17 protein-coding genes and 3 pseudogenes are annotated in these 18,707 nt (G+C 47.2%); 6 read left to right on the forward strand and 14 right to left on the reverse strand.

Features of this window, described 5'->3' with window-relative positions:
- Nucleotides 1-5: 5 nt before the first annotated feature.
- From ACLD3P_RS05075 to ACLD3P_RS05100, 6 genes are read right to left on the reverse strand one after another with little or no spacing between them, the layout of a single operon-like run.
- Entirely contained in the window at nt 6-416 is a 411-nt protein-coding gene (locus ACLD3P_RS05075; protein WP_080177307.1) for a hydrogenase, read from the reverse strand.
- Entirely contained in the window at nt 413-712 is a 300-nt protein-coding gene (gene hypC / locus ACLD3P_RS05080) for a HypC/HybG/HupF family hydrogenase formation chaperone (protein ID WP_000334912.1), read from the reverse strand. The genes ACLD3P_RS05075 and hypC overlap by 4 nt, the downstream gene beginning before the upstream one ends.
- Nucleotides 712-1,320: a HyaD/HybD family hydrogenase maturation endopeptidase gene (gene hybD / locus ACLD3P_RS05085; protein ID WP_000852666.1), complete on the reverse strand. Its 609-nt coding sequence runs from the start codon at nt 1,318-1,320 to the stop codon at nt 712-714. The genes hypC and hybD overlap by 1 nt, the downstream gene beginning before the upstream one ends.
- A 5-nt stretch (nt 1,321-1,325) precedes the next feature.
- Nucleotides 1,326-2,069 (reverse strand): Ni/Fe-hydrogenase, b-type cytochrome subunit, encoded by a 744-nt coding sequence (gene cybH / locus ACLD3P_RS05090; protein WP_000924456.1) that lies wholly within the window; start codon nt 2,067-2,069, stop codon nt 1,326-1,328.
- Entirely contained in the window at nt 2,020-3,822 is a 1,803-nt protein-coding gene (locus ACLD3P_RS05095; RefSeq protein WP_000331200.1) for a nickel-dependent hydrogenase large subunit, read from the reverse strand. The genes cybH and ACLD3P_RS05095 overlap by 50 nt, the downstream gene beginning before the upstream one ends.
- A 2-nt stretch (nt 3,823-3,824) precedes the next feature.
- The gene (locus tag ACLD3P_RS05100; protein WP_001194448.1) at nt 3,825-4,928 is read right to left on the reverse strand and encodes a hydrogenase small subunit; all 1,104 of its coding nucleotides are present in this window, start codon (nt 4,926-4,928) and stop codon (nt 3,825-3,827) included.
- A gap of 417 nt (nt 4,929-5,345) precedes the next feature.
- Between ACLD3P_RS05100 and ACLD3P_RS05105 the strand changes: the two genes are divergently transcribed.
- Both ACLD3P_RS05105 and ACLD3P_RS05110 read left to right on the forward strand, forming a co-directional pair.
- Nucleotides 5,346-6,437 carry a choloylglycine hydrolase family protein gene (locus tag ACLD3P_RS05105; RefSeq protein ID WP_000976503.1) on the forward strand — a complete coding sequence of 364 codons (1,092 nt, stop codon included), beginning with the start codon at nt 5,346-5,348 and terminating at the stop codon, nt 6,435-6,437.
- Between the two features lie 45 nt (nt 6,438-6,482).
- On the forward strand, nt 6,483-7,274 hold the full coding sequence (locus ACLD3P_RS05110; RefSeq protein WP_001518759.1) for a FadR/GntR family transcriptional regulator: 792 nt from the start codon (nt 6,483-6,485) through the stop codon (nt 7,272-7,274).
- A gap of 58 nt (nt 7,275-7,332) precedes the next feature.
- On the opposite strand, the gene ACLD3P_RS05115 is transcribed toward ACLD3P_RS05110, so the two are convergent.
- From ACLD3P_RS05115 to ACLD3P_RS05135, 5 genes are all read right to left on the reverse strand, one after another.
- Entirely contained in the window at nt 7,333-8,358 is a 1,026-nt protein-coding gene (locus tag ACLD3P_RS05115; RefSeq protein WP_131046341.1) for a zinc-binding alcohol dehydrogenase family protein, read from the reverse strand.
- Entirely contained in the window at nt 8,333-9,619 is a 1,287-nt protein-coding gene (locus tag ACLD3P_RS05120) for an MFS transporter (protein WP_131046340.1), read from the reverse strand. The genes ACLD3P_RS05115 and ACLD3P_RS05120 overlap by 26 nt, the downstream gene beginning before the upstream one ends.
- Before the next feature lie 176 nt (nt 9,620-9,795).
- Complete coding sequence (locus tag ACLD3P_RS05125) at nt 9,796-11,352, reverse strand: PhoPQ-activated pathogenicity-related family protein (protein WP_131046339.1); 1,557 nt, start codon at nt 11,350-11,352, stop codon at nt 9,796-9,798.
- 69 nt (nt 11,353-11,421) lie between these two features.
- Nucleotides 11,422-12,663 (reverse strand): MFS transporter, encoded by a 1,242-nt coding sequence (locus tag ACLD3P_RS05130; RefSeq protein WP_131046338.1) that lies wholly within the window; start codon nt 12,661-12,663, stop codon nt 11,422-11,424.
- On the reverse strand, nt 12,653-14,161 hold the full coding sequence (locus ACLD3P_RS05135) for an FAD-dependent oxidoreductase (RefSeq protein WP_131046337.1): 1,509 nt from the start codon (nt 14,159-14,161) through the stop codon (nt 12,653-12,655). The genes ACLD3P_RS05130 and ACLD3P_RS05135 overlap by 11 nt, the downstream gene beginning before the upstream one ends.
- Nucleotides 14,162-14,205: 44 nt before the next feature.
- Between ACLD3P_RS05135 and ACLD3P_RS05140 the strand changes: the two genes are divergently transcribed.
- Nucleotides 14,206-14,694 (forward strand): MarR family winged helix-turn-helix transcriptional regulator, encoded by a 489-nt coding sequence (locus tag ACLD3P_RS05140; protein ID WP_023137021.1) that lies wholly within the window; start codon nt 14,206-14,208, stop codon nt 14,692-14,694.
- A gap of 192 nt (nt 14,695-14,886) precedes the next feature.
- On the forward strand, nt 14,887-15,960 hold the full coding sequence (locus tag ACLD3P_RS05145; RefSeq protein ID WP_131046336.1) for an S-adenosylmethionine:tRNA ribosyltransferase-isomerase: 1,074 nt from the start codon (nt 14,887-14,889) through the stop codon (nt 15,958-15,960).
- Nucleotides 15,961-15,989: 29 nt separating this feature from the next.
- On the opposite strand, the pseudogene ACLD3P_RS05150 reads toward ACLD3P_RS05145, so the two are convergent.
- From ACLD3P_RS05150 to ACLD3P_RS05160, 3 genes and pseudogenes are all read right to left on the reverse strand, one after another.
- A pseudogene (locus ACLD3P_RS05150) lies at nt 15,990-16,127 on the reverse strand (RidA family protein); the annotation flags it as partial.
- Between the two features lie 170 nt (nt 16,128-16,297).
- Nucleotides 16,298-16,582, reverse strand: coding sequence for a type II toxin-antitoxin system RelE family toxin (locus tag ACLD3P_RS05155; RefSeq protein WP_131046335.1), 285 nt, complete (start codon nt 16,580-16,582; stop codon nt 16,298-16,300).
- Nucleotides 16,572-16,820, reverse strand: a complete 249-nt coding sequence (locus tag ACLD3P_RS05160) for a type II toxin-antitoxin system Phd/YefM family antitoxin (protein ID WP_000885424.1) — start codon at nt 16,818-16,820, stop codon at nt 16,572-16,574. The genes ACLD3P_RS05155 and ACLD3P_RS05160 overlap by 11 nt, the downstream gene beginning before the upstream one ends.
- A gap of 148 nt (nt 16,821-16,968) precedes the next feature.
- On the opposite strand from ACLD3P_RS05160, the pseudogene ACLD3P_RS05165 reads away from it, so the two are divergent.
- Together ACLD3P_RS05165 and ACLD3P_RS05170 are read left to right on the forward strand one after the other, a co-directional pair.
- Nucleotides 16,969-17,091, forward strand: a pseudogene (locus ACLD3P_RS05165) (type II and III secretion system); the annotation flags it as partial.
- Nucleotides 17,092-17,329: 238 nt separating this feature from the next.
- Nucleotides 17,330-17,509: pseudogene (locus tag ACLD3P_RS05170) on the forward strand (cell envelope integrity TolA C-terminal domain-containing protein); the annotation flags it as partial.
- Nucleotides 17,510-18,707: the final 1,198 nt, after the last annotated feature.

The raw sequence follows: 18,707 nt of genomic DNA on the forward strand, positions 1-18,707 counted from the left end.
TCATTCTATTGCGTGATAACGGGAATATCCTGACGATAGCCCGGTGTGGTCAGCAATGCGGCCACCCGCTGAGAGTATTCTTGCCAGCTATATAATCCCGCCAGACTGCCGACAAAACGGTGCTGGCGAAAGAAAAGCAGCGCCGGATATTTCAGAATGCGATACTCCCGGGCGATCAGTTCACTCTGTTCGCTATCCGCAAATGCCGCGGTATAAGACGTCGCCGGAAATTGCTTGAGGATCTCCGGGATAATGACCCAACTGTCGGCGACTTCCGGATGTTTGTTGGGGTCGCTTTGCAGCAAAACCAGCAGAGTCGGATGCGTATTAATCAACGACGGGAGCGTTTGCGCATCGGTAACCAGAAAGCCTTTATCCGCCAGTGGACAAACAGGATTTTGGGGTGAGATAGTCATTTTTTTAAATGCTCCGGTAATTCAGGCGTGCGAGACAATAAATCGGCAAAACCGGTCAGCGGATCGCTTTGCGTGAGCATGGCCTGTTCCAGTGAGTCCAGCGCCGCCAGTACCTCAGCGGCTTCCGCTTCGTCCATTTCTCGTCGTGCTGCGCCGCCAAATGTCAGCAGCCATGCGCCTGCTAAGGGGGGAGTCACAAGCCGAATATCAACGTCGATAAGCTCGCCGTGTCGGTCGCGGCATTTGGCGAACCACTGACCGGGTGAAATAACCTGCACAGGAACGCCGATACACATTATGATTTCTCTCTCTGTAGCACCCGAATATCGCCGACCCGGCAAGCGCTTTGCGCATCTGGCCGTTCATCTTCGTAGCGTTCCATACACAGGCTGTAATGATTGAGTCTCTCAGTGGGCAAGTCCGTTGAAGAGGCGGTGATACCCCATTGCGCCAGCACTTCCTGCGCGAGATAGACCGCAGGCATCAGTTGCGCCTTTACCTGCGGCGTAAGACTTCCACCATAGTCATCCAGACATTCCGGCTGCACGCCAATCAGCACAATCTCCGATAACTGGCCGCCGGTTAATTGCAGCAATGCCAGCACTTCAGAAAAACTGGTCTGATGTAAACTGAGTTTTTTCGCCGTCAGATAGGCGGGAACCTGTTCATCACGAAACATCGCCAGCGAACCTGGCGCCATACCAAAATCGATAGCATCCATGATTAACAGTTTTTCGGTTTGTTGCAGCCAGGGCAGCAGCGCCAGCCCCTGCGTACCGCCATCAACAACGTCAACTTTCTCGTTATCGGCATACTGTTCAAACAGCTTTTCCGCCGCTCTGACGCCGAACCCTTCATCTGCCCAAAGCAGGTTGCCAAGCCCTAAGATTGTTACTTCTGCCATTGTTATCACCTGAACCAGCGCCAGCCGCTTATCATGACTGAAATCACGCTTTGTCGGCTCATAATGTCTTCGCGGATAGCGGTATAAACATGCGCAATGACGAAGGCGATAATGAACCACATGCCCAGCCGGTGCCAGAAATGCAGCGCGAGGCTATCATTGCCAGTCAGGCGAATCATCCAGCCAAACCATTGATACGCCCAACTGTCTGTTCCAAGCCCTTCGCCATAGAGCGCAAAGCCGCTACACACCATCAGTACGGACATCCAGAAATAGAACATTACCGCCAGTCCCGCTACCGGATTATGTCCATAGTAACGATGGGCCTCTTTTTCGAGGAAAAAATACCAGCGGATTTCGCTGATAACGCCTTTGCGCCAGGCGCGGCGCCAGAACGGAACCAGAAACATCTCCCTGGCGTACTCATTGCCGACACATGCCCAGTAAATACGAAACAGCAGCGCGACAGTAAAAATATACGCCGTGGTAAAATGGATCAGTCGTATCCAGCCCATCCAAAACATAAAGGTCGCTTCACCTTGAATCGATGGCAGGGGGCGGCCAATGAAATATCCTGTAACAGCCAGGACGACAATGGATAACGCCGTGATCCAGTGCCATAAACGGACCGGCGCTTCATAGATATAGTACCCCTGGCTGGTTATTTCTTTGAGATGCATTGAGACCTCCGAATCGTCGTCATCGTACCTGAACCCTGACCAGCTCCCCTCCATGATTATCAATAACATGGGTGGAGCAGGCCAGGCAGGGATCGAAGCTGTGCAGAGTACGTAAAATCTCCAATGGTTGATCGGGAACGGCGAGTTTAGTCCCCATTAACGCCGCTTCGTACGCGCCAATTTGACCTTTATCGTCACGTGGCCCGGCATTCCAGGTTGTCGGTACCACACACTGATAGCTGTCGATTTTCTGATTTTCAATTTTTATCCAGTGCCCCAGCGCGCCACGCGGCGCCTCGCTGAAACCAACGCCTTTTGCCGATGTAGGCCAGGTATCGGGTTCCCAGAGCGTGACGTTTGCCGTCGCCGTATCGCCGGACTTGAGGTTACGCATCAGACGATCGAAGAAATATTGCAGCGTATTGCCTGCCCATACGGATTCCAGCGCACGCGCGGCAGTACGTCCTAATGTAGAAAAGAGCGCTTCTTTAGGCAGCTTTAATACACTAAGCAGTTGATCCACAGGTTCTTTAAATTCCGGTTTATTTTGATGATATCCAATCAGATAACGCGCCAGCGGACCTACCTCCATCGCATGTCCCTTCCAGCGCGGCGATTTAATCCATGAATATTTAGCGGACTCATCCACCTGTTCGATAAAGGTTTTTGTGCCTTTATAGTGTTCGCCCATGACCAGTTGCGGTTCGGTCAGACCATCCCACGGATGCAGGCCCTTATCGTTATTGCCGTTACCATAGGTATACCAGGAGTGAGTGACAAACTCCTGAATCTCATCGGGGGCGGTTAAATCGACAGGATGAATTTCGTCGAAACGACCGTTAATAATAGCCCCACGCGGAAGCAGAAGATTACTGGCGGAATAATCGTTAGGGTTATCCGGAAACTCGCCATAAGCCAGCAGGTTCATGCTCGATAACCCGCCGCCGATTTTTGCCCAGTCTTTGTAATAACTGGCAATCAGCAAGACGTCCGGAAGATAAACCTGTTCGCAGAACTGGCGAGCTTTTTGGATGATGGAACTGACAAGGTTCAGGCGTTCCATATTCACTGCGCCGACCGCGCCCGTTTCGTCAAGGTTGATGGCGCAAGGAACGCCGCCCACCAGCCAGTTAGGGTGCGGGTTTTTACCACCGAAAACGGTGTGAATTTTTACGATCTCTTTTTGAAAATCGAGCGCTTCAAGATAGTGGGCGACCGCCAGCAAATTGGCTTCCGGCGGAAGTTTCATCGCCGGATGTCCCCAGTAGCCATTACGGAAAGGGCCAAGTTGACCGGACTCGATAAACCGCTTCAGTCGATTTTGCAAATCGCGGAAATATCCCGGCGAGGATAGCGGCCATGCGGAAAGGCTTTGCGCGATGGCGGAGGTCTGATGCGGGTCGGCTTTCAGGGCCGCAACCACATCAACCCAGTCCAGCGCGTGCAGATGATAAAAATGCACCAGGTGATCGTGAACGTGTAGCGTAGCCTGCATCATATTACGGATACAGTTTGCGTTGTCAGGAATCGCGATTCCCAGCGCATTTTCTACGGCACGGATTGAGGTCAGAGCGTGTGTACCGGTGCAGACGCCGCAAATGCGTTCAACGAATGCCCAGGCGTCTCGCGGATCGCGACCTTTCAGGATAACCTCCAGGCCGCGCCACATGGTGCCAGTCGACACGGCGTTAGTAATGACATTATTACTGTCGATATTCACTTCGCAACGCATATGCCCTTCGATGCGAGTAACCGGATCGACCACAATTCGCCGTCCGCTATTGTCCAGCGTAAAACCCTGAGTCTGATAAGGATATGCCATAATTATTTTTTCTCTTCCGGAGCGTTTTCTGATGACGTGTTGTTTTTATTGCGGGCGTGTTTTATGGCGCTCACCGTGGCGTGAGCGATGGCGGCAGCGCCCGCGACGCCGGCAACGCCCAGTCCGATTTTATCGGCGGTAGCTTCAATGCCGGTTTGCGGAATGCCCGTTGCCCGGCTGTAAAAAGAACCGTAATCCCAGAATCCATCTTCCGAACATCCGAGGCATCCATGACCCGACTGGATAGGAAAAGACACGCCATCATTCCAGCGAACGGTTGAACAGGCGTTATAGGTGGTCGGGCCTTTACAGCCCATCTTGTACAGGCAATACCCTTTTCTGGCGCCTTCGTCATCCCACGCTTCCACAAACTGACCGGCATCGAAATGCGCGCGTCGGTAGCATTTGTCATGAATTCGCTGGCCATAAAACATTTTTGGTCGTCCAAGACGATCAAGGGGAGGGATGCGATCAAATGCCAGCATATAGGTGATAACGGCGGACATCACTTCAGGTATAGGCGGGCAGCCTGGCACTTTAATAATGGGTTTATCGGTAATTAATTTGTGAACCGGCGTGGCTTTAGTTGGGTTGGGACGGGCTGCCTGCACGCAGCCCCATGATGCGCAGGACCCCCAGGCGATAATCGCTTTAGCATCCGCGCTGACGCGTTTTAACTTCTCCAGGAACGGCTCGCCAGCCAGTATGCAAAACATCCCATCTTCATTCAGCGGCGCATTACCTTCCACGGCAACAATATAATTTCCTTTGTACTCGCGCATCACATCCGCCAACGCCTGCTCGGCTTGTTGCCCTGCGGCGGCCATAATGGTGTCGTCATAATCCAGGGAAATGAGCGACAGAATGGCATCTTTTGCCAACGGGTGCGCAGAGCGAATGAAAGACTCGGTACAACAGGTACATTCAAGACCATGCAGCCATATCACTGGCGTACGCGGTTTATTCTCCAGGGCATAAGCTATCTGAGGAATCATCGAACTGCTCAGGCCTAAAGACGTTGCGGTAAGGCTGCAAAACTTGAGGAAGCTACGCCTTGTCACGCCGTGTCTACGCATAACTTGATAAAATGTATCTTGTGTTTGCATAACGTTTATCCCAAACCACTATAGTTAGTGTGGGCATCATATGTTGCATTTCTTGTCTTTCTCAACGTGTTTTAGTAGCAATTATGTTTCTAATTCGTAACAACCGATTACATGTGTGCTACTCACATTACTCAAAAACATAAATTAATTTAATGTTATTGGTGATGTGGAGTAAATATAGCGTTGTGAAGGTATCTCTTAATGTTGATAAGATTTATTTATAACATGATGGGATTTTTTTTAATGGTCACACGGATAACGCGTTTCATATTAGTTCGCTGTGTTTAACTCTCCTTTAAACCCGTCAGTTAAATTTATTAGCTTGTAAAATAAGATCACAATTAATTACGTGCTGCATAACCATTGATAGGTTTAATTTAATATATTCATCCAATCCATTTTACAAACAAGGAGAGCATGATGAAAAAAAGTAAAGCAATGTTATTTATCGCTCCGGCGCTGTTTTCATACGCCCTGGCTGCACAGGCCTGCACAACCCTTGCTATTCAGGATAAACAAGGCGATATTTTTCATGGACGTACGCTGGAATATATGCAGGATTTACCCTCGTGGTTAACGTATTATCCGGCGGGAACGCAGTTTGATAAAAAAACGCCGGATGGCAGTCAGGGAGTAAGCTATCAGGCGAAATATCCGATACTGGCCATTACTTCCACCATTACTGATGGCGATAGCAGAGACATACTTGAAGGCATGAATAGCGCGGGATTGTCATTTAGTGAAAACATGATCATGAATGCGCAGTTGCCGCCATTGCCCGCGAGTGAATATAAACAGGCAATTCCTGTCACCTCGTTGGGAGAATGGGCGCTGGCCCGTTTTGCTACTGTCGGCGAGGTAAAACAGGCAATAAAAGAGGGCAAATTCTGGTCACCGGAACTGCATCGGTTTGGCGATCTGAAATCGCCATTTCATTATGCGTTTTACGACAAGAAAGGAGGAAGCATTGTCGTTGAAGTGGAAAATGGCAAATTCCATGTCTATGACAATCCCACTCGCGTGATGACAAATGGTCCCGCATTCCCCTGGCATCTGACAAATCTGAATAACTATACGCAATTAACCAATGTGGACCGCTCTTCAGGCACACTGGGCGGGATAAAAGTGATGCAGCCTGATAGCGGGATTGCTATTGCAGACTTGCCATCGTCCGATACGTCGGTTTCCCGTTTTATACGCGGCGTTTATTACACCACATATGCGCCGCAAGCGACATCCGCCCACGATGCAATGAATACGCTTGCGCATATTATGAGCCGTTTCGATCGTCCGAAAAATATTACGGTTGATTATATGGGGAGTGAAGGGGAAGGCAACGCCACCCGCAAACCGGTCTCAGAATATACGGTCTGGACAACGCTATCTGACTTAACGCACGGTGAGATGATGGTGCGCGGCTACAATGATATCAACTATAAAACCTGGTCTCTTTCTCAGTTTAAGAACGCGACTGCGCCCGTGTTCGAGAAAATCAACGTTAAAGGATAAATCGCTCGTCTCGGTTTAGGTTCCCCGGTAGTCTCGGCGAAGGTAATGGAGACTACCGGCGGTTGCTTCTCTTTATCATGCACGGTAATTAATTATCACGATCACCAGCGCCAGGATGGTATGCTAAATCCATTCAAAATCCCCTGGATATGGATTGGAGGGCGCATGGTTATACCTGAGGTCAGGCAGGAGAGGCTCTATCAGAAGATAGCCAACCTCATCATTAAGCTGATCAATGATAATATTTTTCCACCGGGAACTTTTTTACCGCCAGAACGCGAACTGGCAAAACAGCTTGGCGTGAGCCGCGCCTCCTTGCGAGAAGCCCTTATTGTACTGGAGATCTCCGGATGGATCGTGATTCAGTCCGGTAATGGGGTTATCGTTTCAGATAAAAAACACCTTGCCAGCGACTATACCATCGAAGAAATTCTCTCTACTCGCGAGCTGGTCGATAGCCATTGTGCGCGCTTAGCCGCACAAAACGATAACGTTGACGTCATCAATCAAATAGAGGCGATTTATCATCGTATGGATCAAGCCATTAACGATAATAACGTCCACGGCTTTTACTCGCTGGATAAAGAGTTTCACCTTGCGATCTCTGAGGCCAGCCGTAACCGGGTGTTGTTCGATATGTCCCGTATGTTATGGGAACAACGGATTAATATCCCTTATGCCGGGCTTGATGAGCAGTCTGGAGACAGAAATGTTTTACTTAATCTCAACAAACAACATAAAGCGATAGTGGATGCGATGCGACAGTCTGATGCTGACAGCGCCTATGAGGGATCGCTGGAACATTTACGCTATGTGAGAAAGATTGTCGGCGGCTAATTTTGTCGATGAATAACACCGCATGGCGGTCATGCCATGCGGTGGAGCTTGCCGTAAATCAATGGAAAACAGCATTAATCTTTAAGTAGCGCTCCGGATAGCGATCAAGTTCTTTAACTGCATCAGGGATCTCATCAAGATTGACGACCTTACTGACAACATCTTGCGGATTAATCTCCAGCGTAGACAGCATACGTAATGCCTCATCAAATTCACCGGCACTGGTGCGGGAACCGCGTAAATCCAGTTCTTTGTAGGTGATCAGGTTCGTCGGCAGCGACGTTTCCTGTTTTGGCCATCCGGTAAACGAAATACGACCAGCAAACGATGCTAAATCAAGCGTATTTCGAATAGCGCTATTTGCGCCGGAGGCTTCTATCACGATCTGCGCCATGGTGCCGTGGGTGATATTTTTAATAGCGTCGATAACCTGATCGTCAGCGGCGTTCAGCACATAGGGAACGCCAAGCTTTTGTGCATAGCGTAGCCTTTCTTCCACAATATCGATCAGAATAGGCGTTGCCTTGTAATGTCGCGCGCTTAATGCCGCCATAAGACCAATGGCCCCCGCGCCGATGATGGCAACATATTCCCCGGCCTTAACGTTTGCCCGGTGCAGCGCGTGCAGAGCGATGGTCAGCGGTTCTGCCAGCGGCGCCATTTCAGAAGGCACGTTATCTGGTATTTTATGAATTAAATGTGCGGGATGAGTCACCACCTCCTGCATTGCGCCATCGACATGCACGCCAATGACGTTTAAATTTTCACAACAGTTAGTTCTGCCGACAGAGCAAGGGTAGCAGTGACCACAATAAATATAGGGGTCAACAATCACGCGGTCGCCTTTTTTAATATTGTCCGGCATTCCGGTGCCTTCCTGAAGAACAATTCCGGTCACTTCATGCCCGATAATTCTTGGGTAAGTAACAAGTGGGTTCGTTCCACGAAAAGCCCCGATATCCGATCCGCAAATGCCTGCGGCATCAACCTTAATTAATACTTCATTTTCTTTCTTATGGGGATAATCCACCCAGCGGGTTTCAACTTCACCAGGCTTATTAATGAACACAGCTTTGACTTTCATTGGCTTTGAATCCTTTACTTTTTACAAACACGAAGACCAACAGGCTTGAAACGATAGCGATAGCACCAGCCAGATAGAACGCATAGTCATATTTACCGCTAAATTGAACGATAAAACCGGTGACAAGCGGACCGATAATGCCGGATATATTAGCCAGGCCATGCATGGCTCCGCCGACGCTCCCTACCTTATCTTTATGAACAACATCCTGAATAACCGCCCAATAAATTGGGCCCGTTAAATAGAGCAGGAAGAGTGAAACTGACATGAGCGTAATTGCGCTACCAATAGTGCTAACGGTACCGGAAACGGCAACACATACCGCCGCGCCTGCCAGACATACGCCCAGAATAAGTCGACGTGAGAGCAGAGCATTACCGGTAATCCGATAAATTACATCAGAACAGACGCCGCCGAGCACCATACCAATGGCGCCGATGACCCAGGGAATTACCGTGGCGATACTAATTTCTTTAATATCGAGATGTAACGAATGGTTCAGGTAACTTGGGAACCAGGTCAGGAAGAAAAAAAGAATATAGTTGTAGCTGAAAAAAGCCAGAGTTGTCGCCCATACCATTGGTTGTTTCATGTAATAGCCGAGTGAAGGTGTAGCCCGGCCATCATCAGATAAAATAACGTCCTCATGATTTTCAAAATCAATGCGTTCTTCCGGCGCCAGGCGTTTACTCATTGTTGGCTTATCGCTAACGATAAAGTACCACAGCAGTACCCAGACCAGGCCAAATAAGAAAATAATGCCAAATGCGGGGCGCCAGCCTAAGGATAACGCCAGCAGGCCCACTATCGGCCCGGACACCGCGCCGCCGAGCGGGGAACCGGCGCTAAAAATTCCGATCGCCGTGGCAGACTCCTTTCGGGAAATCCAGTTATTGATGATTTTATTTCCGGCAGCGCTGATCGGTCCTTCAGCCATACCGAATAGAACGCGCACGATAAGCATTGTCCACAATCCGGTGACCAAACCAGTTAAGCCACAAAATACAGACCATAGTAACGCTGCGATGAGAAAAACCGTTTTTGGCCCAACTTTATCGCTGGCCCAGCCACCAATAAAATTAAACAGGGCGTATCCGATAAAAAATGCGCTGAAGATCATTCCCATCTCCGCGGCGTTAAATCCTAACTCCTTTTCGATCAAGGGGGCAGTTATCGACAATGCTGAACGATCCATATAGTTGAGCATGTAAACTATAAATAGAAGAAAAACGATAAGCCATCCCATTGTTTTTCTTTTCATGATTAATCCTCTTATTGTGGTCTAGTGGCCTGACCACAATATTTTAAGGTTATTTTCAAATCACCTCTCTTGTGGTTAGAACGTGATCAATATAACAAAAATTTATCGCAGAGGAATTTTATCCATCGCAAGCGTGATGGATAAAATTCTTTAAAATCAGTCAATTACTTGAAAATTCAATCGGGACTATCGTTTTCCCCTAATCCACGCCCCGGTAACGTTTGACATGCGGCGTTAACGGAAGGTGGTGCTGTCTGTGGGTATTTTTCATCGGGCGTAATATAAACCTGACTCGTGGCGACATAGCCATCATTAAAAGTGGCTTCGATATAGGTAGCTTCCCAACCTGTCTTCGGTTCATTTAGCGTAATACTGATCTTATTGTTGGCGGGAATATCTATTGTAAGCGGCTGATAGCGGATGCCACAGGCATAACGAAAATCACGCGCATTTGGATTGTTGGCTGTCCAGCGAACGACTTTTACCGGCGCTTCTGAGAAATAGACCGTAAGAAGATGGTGGTGAATAAGGCCGATCAACTGTGGTAATGTTTTTTTACTTTGAAACCTATTAATAAATGGAACGAGGCTTTCTTCAGCGAACTGGTTAATTGAGTAGTGGTTCATATTAGGCACTATACGTAATGATTTTACGCCAGGAAGTTTGCTATAATAGAAGCGAGTATTGTCTGGTACGAAAAAATCATCGCCGCTTGCATTAATAATATATTTCGGTATTGCAAGGCGGGGTTGATAAATAGTGTTGAGATATCTTAGCGGATCTATTATTTGCCTTAGTTGGGTAAATGTGGGGGATTTTATTTTCTCATCTATGCCTTGCTGGTAGTAGGGGTAGAATGTAATGGGCCAATTTCCACCGTATGATTGATAAATATGCTCAAGTGAAGCATCAATATCAAGTAGATCAATGGCGAAGGGAACAATTGCTTCAACATCAGGATCGGCAATAGCTGACAACCAGGTGGCCCACCCACGCTTTGAAATACCTGTAATGATAAAGGAATTTATATTCCATTGCGTTAATTCCTTTTTTGCTAATCTCATCGCTTGCGATATGGCAGTGACCATAGGAATATTTAAGGGCATTAACTCACGTTGCTCCGGCGCTTCCATAAATAATGCCCAGCTTCGGGAAACGCTCTCGTCCTCTTTCAGTGGTTTTTTATCATCCTGAAAGGTTAAATATTGGTTAGGTATATCACTCACTGATATTACGATGGTATTCGTATCACGGGAGATGCTTGCCAGTGTTTCCTGGGGGAAATCACCAGCTTTACTGGGGATTTGTACGCCTTTTTCATAATTAATTCCGTTGTTTACAACCACCAAAGCATGGTGCTCTTTTGCCGTTTCAGGGATATAAATATCAACGTTATGTCGCCATTGCGCAGGGGTTACCATGTCATCTGGCGACCAGTGTTGCGATAATAACTCATAGTGTCTGACTACCACCTGTGCTAATGGAGCTATATTAATCAAGGTATATTTTAACGGTGTGCCTGAAATCTGCTCCCGGTAGTCGGGGAGAACATGAGACAAATCACACTCCGGGCTGTTTCGACAAAAGAAGATGTTGTTATGAAGTAGTGTATAAACTTTTGTAGAAATAAAAAACAGTACGATAACAACGAGATATATTTTTTTCATGCTTTCCCCGCGCGTTACAAGGGCAAATGCCAGCCAGCATAATTTCCATAAATACCTCTTAAACATTCAATATAAGTACAATACTTTTGATAAATAACGGAAGAAGGGAACAATAATATTTGTGACGTTGTCACATTATTCTGTTTCTGGTTTCACTATTAGCACTGAACTTTTTGAAAGGTAAATCATTGCCGTCACCAGACCAATAATGGCGACAGAGATAGCTATACCGATCCAGACGCCGTACAGGGCATACCCCAGGACCAATCCGCCCAATACGGGGGATATAAAATCAGCGATTGCGATTAATGCCTGCGCCGTTCCGATGACGATACCTTGTCGGGCAGGCGATACATGGACGGACAAGGCGGCAAGATAAGTGGGTTTGGCTAGCGCATCAGCGATGCTAATACAAACGATAGCAAAAATAAGCACTGGTATGGTCGTGGCGATACCCGCAGTGAGAAATCCAGTACAAAGAAGGGCGAAGATGAGGATAATTAGCTTTCGCTCCGAAAAATATTGGCTCACCCAACCTAACAGAAATAGCTGAACGAAAATATTAATAACCCCGTCCGCCATTAACAGGTAGCTTAACGCTTTTGGCCCAAAGGGAAGCCCATTCCAGATGAAGGTGTCAGAAAGAAAAACAGGTAATTGTGAAGAGTACATGCCATAGGCGAAGAAATGACAAAGCATTACGATGATTAAGACGCGAAGGACTGGCATCTTTAAAATAGCGCGGGCAGAGAACGCCGCTATTTTATCTGCGGTACGTGATGTTGTGGACGGGTCTTTTAACCCCCAAATCGCGACCAGGGCAGACCCAAGGACAAGTATAAAGGCGGCGTAGATCGGCGCGCTCAGACTGATACGCGATAGCCACCCTGAAACGCCTGCCCCGACAATACCGCCTAAACCAATGCAGCCTGTGAGGATACCGATTGCCTGGCGCCGATTTCTGACGTGCGTACAATCGGCAATATAAGCTGCGGCGGCTGACAAATTCCCGGCGCTAATGCCAAAAAGCGTGCGGGCGAGCAGGATAAACAGGATACATTGCGCGTTGGCGAGTAATAGTAAACTTATCGCCGCAATAGCCAGCGTGACAATCAGTATTCGCTTGCGGCCAACGCGATCGGAAAGGTGGCCAATCAGGGGCGCTGCACAAAATTGGCTAAAAGCCTCAGTGGCGATGATGATTCCAATGATAAGCGGCGAACCGCCCATCTCGCGGATATAAAAAGGCAGTACCGACATCACTGCCGCTGTACTGGCGGCGTAAAGGCCGACAAGCAGGAAAACAGGCAAAATACGCCGCTTGTTGAGCGGGGTGATAGTTTCGCTGTCGGTGTTCTCATAGACATTAGTATTCATCTTTAATCCCTATGGCAAAACGAGAGAGATAATTTTCAATATCGTTGCACTGTTTGCTGTGAAAGAACGCGCCGACATAGCCATCGGGTCGGATCAGCACGCATTGACCCGGCGCCAGTTGATAGGACTCCCGGAAGTGCCCCAGGGTATCGATGAGCTCGTCCTGCTCGCCAATGTGATGAATACGCAGACCTCGCCGCGCATCGATGACCTTACCGTGGGTTTCGTAGGCCAACAGATTCCAGTCCGGACCTTGTAGTAACTGAAATAATCGTAATGATTGGCCGCCGGCGCCCAAAAGAGGAGCATCCGGCGCTCTTTCTCCCGCTTGTAACCCATGCTGACGTTCGGGCAACGAGTGGGCTAAGGGGGAGTTGGTATACTGGATGTCAAGTTGTTGAACGTCGCGTTCTCGTTTGATGCCGCCCTGTTTTTGAGAGTCAAGTAATCGGGTAGAAAGGTGGAGCAGTGATTCGGCTACCGGGCGGCGTTCCTGTTCATAGCTATCGAGAAGCTCTTCTCCTGCGCCCCGCAGCGAGGCTGCCATTTTCCATCCCAGGTTATAGGCATCCTGGATGCTGGTATTTAACCCTTGCCCACCCGTCGGCGGATGCACATGAGTGGCATCACCGGCTAAAAAAACCTTACCCACACGGTAATGTTCCGCTATGCGCGCATTCATCTGGTACTTCGATACCCAGGGAATCGAATGGATGCGAACATCCGTCCGCCCGATTCGCTCAGTAAGAAAAGCCGTGAGCACGTCGGCTGAGAAATTCTGCGAGTCGTCCGGGGCCAACAATGCCTGGATTTGAAAGAGCTGCGTGCCGGCGAGAGGGCAAATCATTATCATCCGCGCCATATCGCCATCGTTAAAATGGTGCCATACATCCCGGTTCAGACCGGAAAGCGAAGCGTCAGCCACAAGCGCATGGATTCCCAACGTACGGCCGGGGAAGCTGACGCCTAATTTCTTTCTGACAAAGCTTCCGCCGCCATCCGCGCCTATCAAATAATGCGCGATGATGACCTCTTCTCCAGCCGGCCCGGCAACATACGCGGTGACCGTGCGTGGGGTTTGCGCAAAATGTCGTAACTCGCAGCCGAACTCCACCCGATGTCCCCACGCTTTTAATTGCTCTCGCATAATCGTTTCTGTCACGTTCTGTGGAACCATCAATGGCAGATGGTAGGGTTCGGCGTGGGTCGGTTTTGTATGATGCGCAATATCTGAATCTACATAGCTTCCGTCGTGACGGTAGGTTCGTAATCGGGGATAGAGCCCGCCGGCGGCGACCACTTTATTGAGTATTCCAAGATCCTCGAAGATTTCTTGCGTTCGCGGCTGAATACCTTTACCGCGGGAGCCGATAAAAGGCGTCGTTCTTTTCTCAATCAGGCGAAATGAGACCCCGTGACGCGCCAGTTCGATGGCTAAAGTAAGCCCGGTTACGCCAGCGCCGCAGATCAGTACATCTGTAGTGGTGTATCTTGTCATCGTCTCTCCAATATGTGTATTATGCACATAAGAGGAGACATGCTATGTCAGAAAATAAAAATGTGCAAGATACACATATTTCCGAGCAAATGAAGGCGCTTCACGGTGCGTTGATTCGCGTGGTGAGCGCGCTTAACCGGCCTCGTAATGATGAGAAATTAATTGCAGAGGCGGGGATTCAACTCGATCGTGCGCTATTTTCGATCCTTATTAGTATCGAACGTTTAGGGCCGATTGGCGTTGTTGAGTTAGCCGAACGTGCCGGTCGTGATTATACGACGGTAAGCCGACAGGTCGCCAAACTGGAGAAGCTGGGGTTGATAATACGGCAGCATAATGCCATCGATCGTCGTATACGCGAGGCCGTTATCTCCCGGACAGGAAAGGCGATGACGGAGCGTATAGACGCTGCTCGAGAGCAAATGGGCAAAGTTATTTTTAAAGACTGGCCTCAGGAGGAACTTGATGTCTTTGTTCGGTTAATGCAAAAGTTTGCCGATGCAATGGATAGCGATGCTTCAATGCCGGAATAAGCAAAAGAAAAGGGCGGTCAAATCCGATCGTCCAGCTTAATATCGGTATCTGACATTGATTAAATAGCCAGCAAAGTAAATATAACAACAACATTTATCGAGTTAATTTTCACCCTTTGAAAGGCCAACGTATACTGCAGAATACGGCTATATAACAATCGCCGTATCAATGGTTTTTCAAAGGGTAAATATATGCTTACCGAAAAATATGATTTTCGCATTACCGATCAGATGACTATCCCACTCAGACCTCATTGGATAGCCAATGATTCATACAGGGAAAAGTGTAAAATGCTTGTCCTCAACCGGAGTAAAGGGGAAATTCATAAGGTAGACTTTAGTAAAGTAACAGATTATATCAAAGAAGGTGATGTAATCTGTTTTAACGACAGTACTATAATAAACCATATGTTTATCTGTAAAACAAGACAGAATAGATTAATTAAAATTGTTTTAGAGGGATTTTTACCAAATAATAGAGTAATTATTTCCGGACTTTTAAAAGAAAGACTTAACGCGAATGATGTTTTCTATTTGGTTGATAACCCTGGAATTTCCATTAAAATAGAGCAAAAGTTTAGCGAAGAGAGCCAGTACCGAGCCGTCGTGGAAAATCATGAGGCCTTAATTTGCTATTTAGCCAGTCATGGTGAGCGTCTTGATGAGTATGTGGACTCCAGCTTGTTTTATAAATATCCAGATGCTTACCGTTCCGTTTTTTCTAAAAAGTATGGCTCTTTGGAAATACCTTCTGCCGGCATTCATTTTACCTGGGATCTTATCCAAAGAATCAAAGATAAAGGTGGGTTAATATCTTTTATTACTTTACATGTTGCATCAACAGAAATGTTGTCCAACAGAAAAATACAAACAAAATGTGTAGAGGAAGTGACTATCAACGAAGAATACTACGAAGTTCCGCAAGCAACAGCGGATATCATTAATACTGCGAAGCAAAATGGCGGACGTATTTTTGCCGTAGGAACTACCGTTACACGATGCCTGGAATCCGCGTATTCGAGGGAGCACAATTGCCTCAAAGCAAGTTCTGGCTGGACTGCACTTTATATACATCCAGGCTATCAACTGAAAGTGGTTGACTGCCTGCTAACGAACTTACATCAGCCAAAAACGACGCATATGGTGTTAACCGGTCAGTTTGCTGGGGTTGATCTACTCATGAAGGCCTATGCCTCAGAAGATATCCAGTCATGTCAGTTCGATATGTTTGGTGATTGCATGTTAATCATACAGGATGAAGGGTAGGGATGAATAAAATAAAACCGGTACATATGCTTCGGCGTTCCGTCTGTGTGACTGCCTACCTGGCCTGAAACAAACAGTAAATCACCAGAACGGATGGCTGCGGAATACCCATGTTCCTCATACAGAGAATGGCGGTCAGCAGGAAAAACCGCGATACGTTGCGTCATAATGTTATCCTCAGATAGCGTAAACACTTCGGGCGGGAATAAAATGAATGTCACATACACAACGTAGGTCATAGTTTCATATACGTGGCATATGTCAAGGTGCCGTCACATAAAAGAACTGGGCCTGTTTGTCGTATCGCTTGACGGGAAAGAGAGCATTTTCTGAGTGATTAGCTTCTGTGTCGTGTCATTTTGTAGACGGCATCATTTTCACGCTTTCCAACACCAATGACAGTTACCGTGATAATTTCATCTTCGACGCTGTACACCAGTCTGTATCCTGCACCACGCAGCTTAATTTTGTACTGATCCTTTCTTCCATGTAATTGAGAAGCCGGAACCCGAGGGTTTTCAAGCCGTTCCCGTAACTTTTTTTTAAACTGTTCCTGTATAGCATGTCCCAGCTTTTTCCACTCTTTTAGTGCAGATTCGTTAAATGCCAGCTTATAAGTCATCAATGTTGACCTCAATGACGCGTTCATTCGCACGCTCATCGATAATACGACCGAGTTCTTCATCCTCAAGAATATCCATAAGATGAGCATAAAGTGCCGGAGGCACACAGTAGAAAGCCGGTTCATTACGGTTAAGAATGGCAACTGGAGCGCCATCTCCGGCATTGAAAGTTCCCATTGGATCACGTTTCAGTTCTGTAATGCTTGCTGCAGTAGTCGTTAAAATTTGAAATGCCATAATTTACCTCCTGGTTGATGACTAAATATAGCACCTTTAATAGTACTAATAAAAGCATCCTTCACGAAGGGGATTCAGCTCCAGCCCGGTCAGTGATGCGGGCAGCTGACGGTTTTTTCAAGGCTAAGTTCAGATGTCCAGAACCTCGCTTGTGACCACTGAAACCGGCGTTAATAACTCGCCAACCCTTATCAAGCGTGATGTAACAACCGAAGTCAGCCTTGCAGATGGTGATATTATTTTACTTGGTGGCCTTGCTGAACAGTCGGATGGATTATTCTGGCCTCTGACGTGTCGCAGGCAGGGATTACAACCGTATTGCCAGAGGAAGCGATAAAATATGGTAAGTGATGCTCTTGAACAGCGGATTTATGAACTGGTAAGAAGCCATGATGGAATTATATCCGGGAATTGCTGGAAGGTCTGAACAGAAGTTCTGAAAGCAATGCCAGCGTTCACACACATGAACACCTTTGTATCCTTTGTGAACCTGCTAAGGTAAGCAGTGTTCTGTAGTTATTCATACAGGAACAGATGGAACGCTACTTGGGACTGATTCGTACAATGGCGATAATGATTTCTGTAATTATCTTAAGGAAGGTCTACGCACAATAGATAAATTCCCAAGAGCGCCTAATCAATCTGTATACAGTATTATTAAAGACGCACCTTTTAATTTCAGACCTTAACTAAAAAGTGAAAGTTGTTGAGTGTGTGTACAATGGAAGCTGGGAACACTCTCCGCTTTTTGGCAGTCATGAATCCACGATACACACACGCACTACTTTCGATACATTTCACAATACAGGCGCATAACAATTCCTCATAACAAAGAAATGTCATGATAATTGCTTTAGAGCCATGAAAGAGTAGGGTAGCTAGTCCTGAATCTTCCATCCCATTTGCTTTAAGCGAAGCAAGCCAACAGCTTGTATCCAGTGCACCGGAAAGCCGTTAACACTCATCGTCCATCAGCTTGCTTAAGGCTGACAGATTCTGAATCAATGGGTACAGTTAAAACAACAGATTCGTAGAAGCAATTACTAATGACATTTCACCATCCGTCTAAGTTGTCTTCTTAGTATTCCTACGCTACTGGTATGGGAGCCAGCCTGCGACAGATGGTTTTGCTCTCCAGAGAATGCAGCTTGTTAGCTACAGACGTATTTCTACCTTACTGATATGGGAGTCAGCCTAGAATGGAGTAGCCGTTGTCATTACAACAACACGGACAGATTTAGTGTCTGGTCTAAGACATTTGTTACCGATGAAATAATCCATCGCTCTTTGGGAGCATCCACTATGGGAGGTCGGACAGCAACAGCTAAAATTGTATAACAATTGTCAGTGTCTAGAATCTTCAAATTGTAAACAAGATTGGCGTGCTTACTGGAATCTCACCAGTGCTACGAAGTTTAACGTTGGGCAGTACAACGAATCTCTGCGCATCAGTTTTTGCGTGGTCATCATTTCCCCAAATAATGAAACCAAAACTGACGCATCAGAAGAATTCCAAAATCAACTAATGCCGAAGTGGGCACATAGTCGAAGCAAAGAAGAAGCGTTCCAGTTTGCAGTAACCAGAATCACATCCAGCTAATGTCGAGGCTTGCACAAGCTAAAAGACGAAACAGGTTTTGATGATTTTGAAGATGTCGGTCAGGTGAATGAAGAAATCACAACGAGCACAATCCCTCGAACGCAGTGAGAGCTTAGCCATAGCCATCCTCAATCTGAACCAGAGGGCGCAAGACAATCCAACTGTTATGCGAACTAACTACTGCACCAATCTGGCTACAATCTTCGTTACCTGACGTTAGTGCGCATAATGTATATTATGTTAAATGCACCAGAACATTTAAAAGACATGTTAAGGCGGCTGGATTC

It is taken from the genome of Salmonella sp. 741265073_HBA (assembly GCF_046569105.1).
Classification (GTDB): domain Bacteria; phylum Pseudomonadota; class Gammaproteobacteria; order Enterobacterales; family Enterobacteriaceae; genus Salmonella; species Salmonella enterica.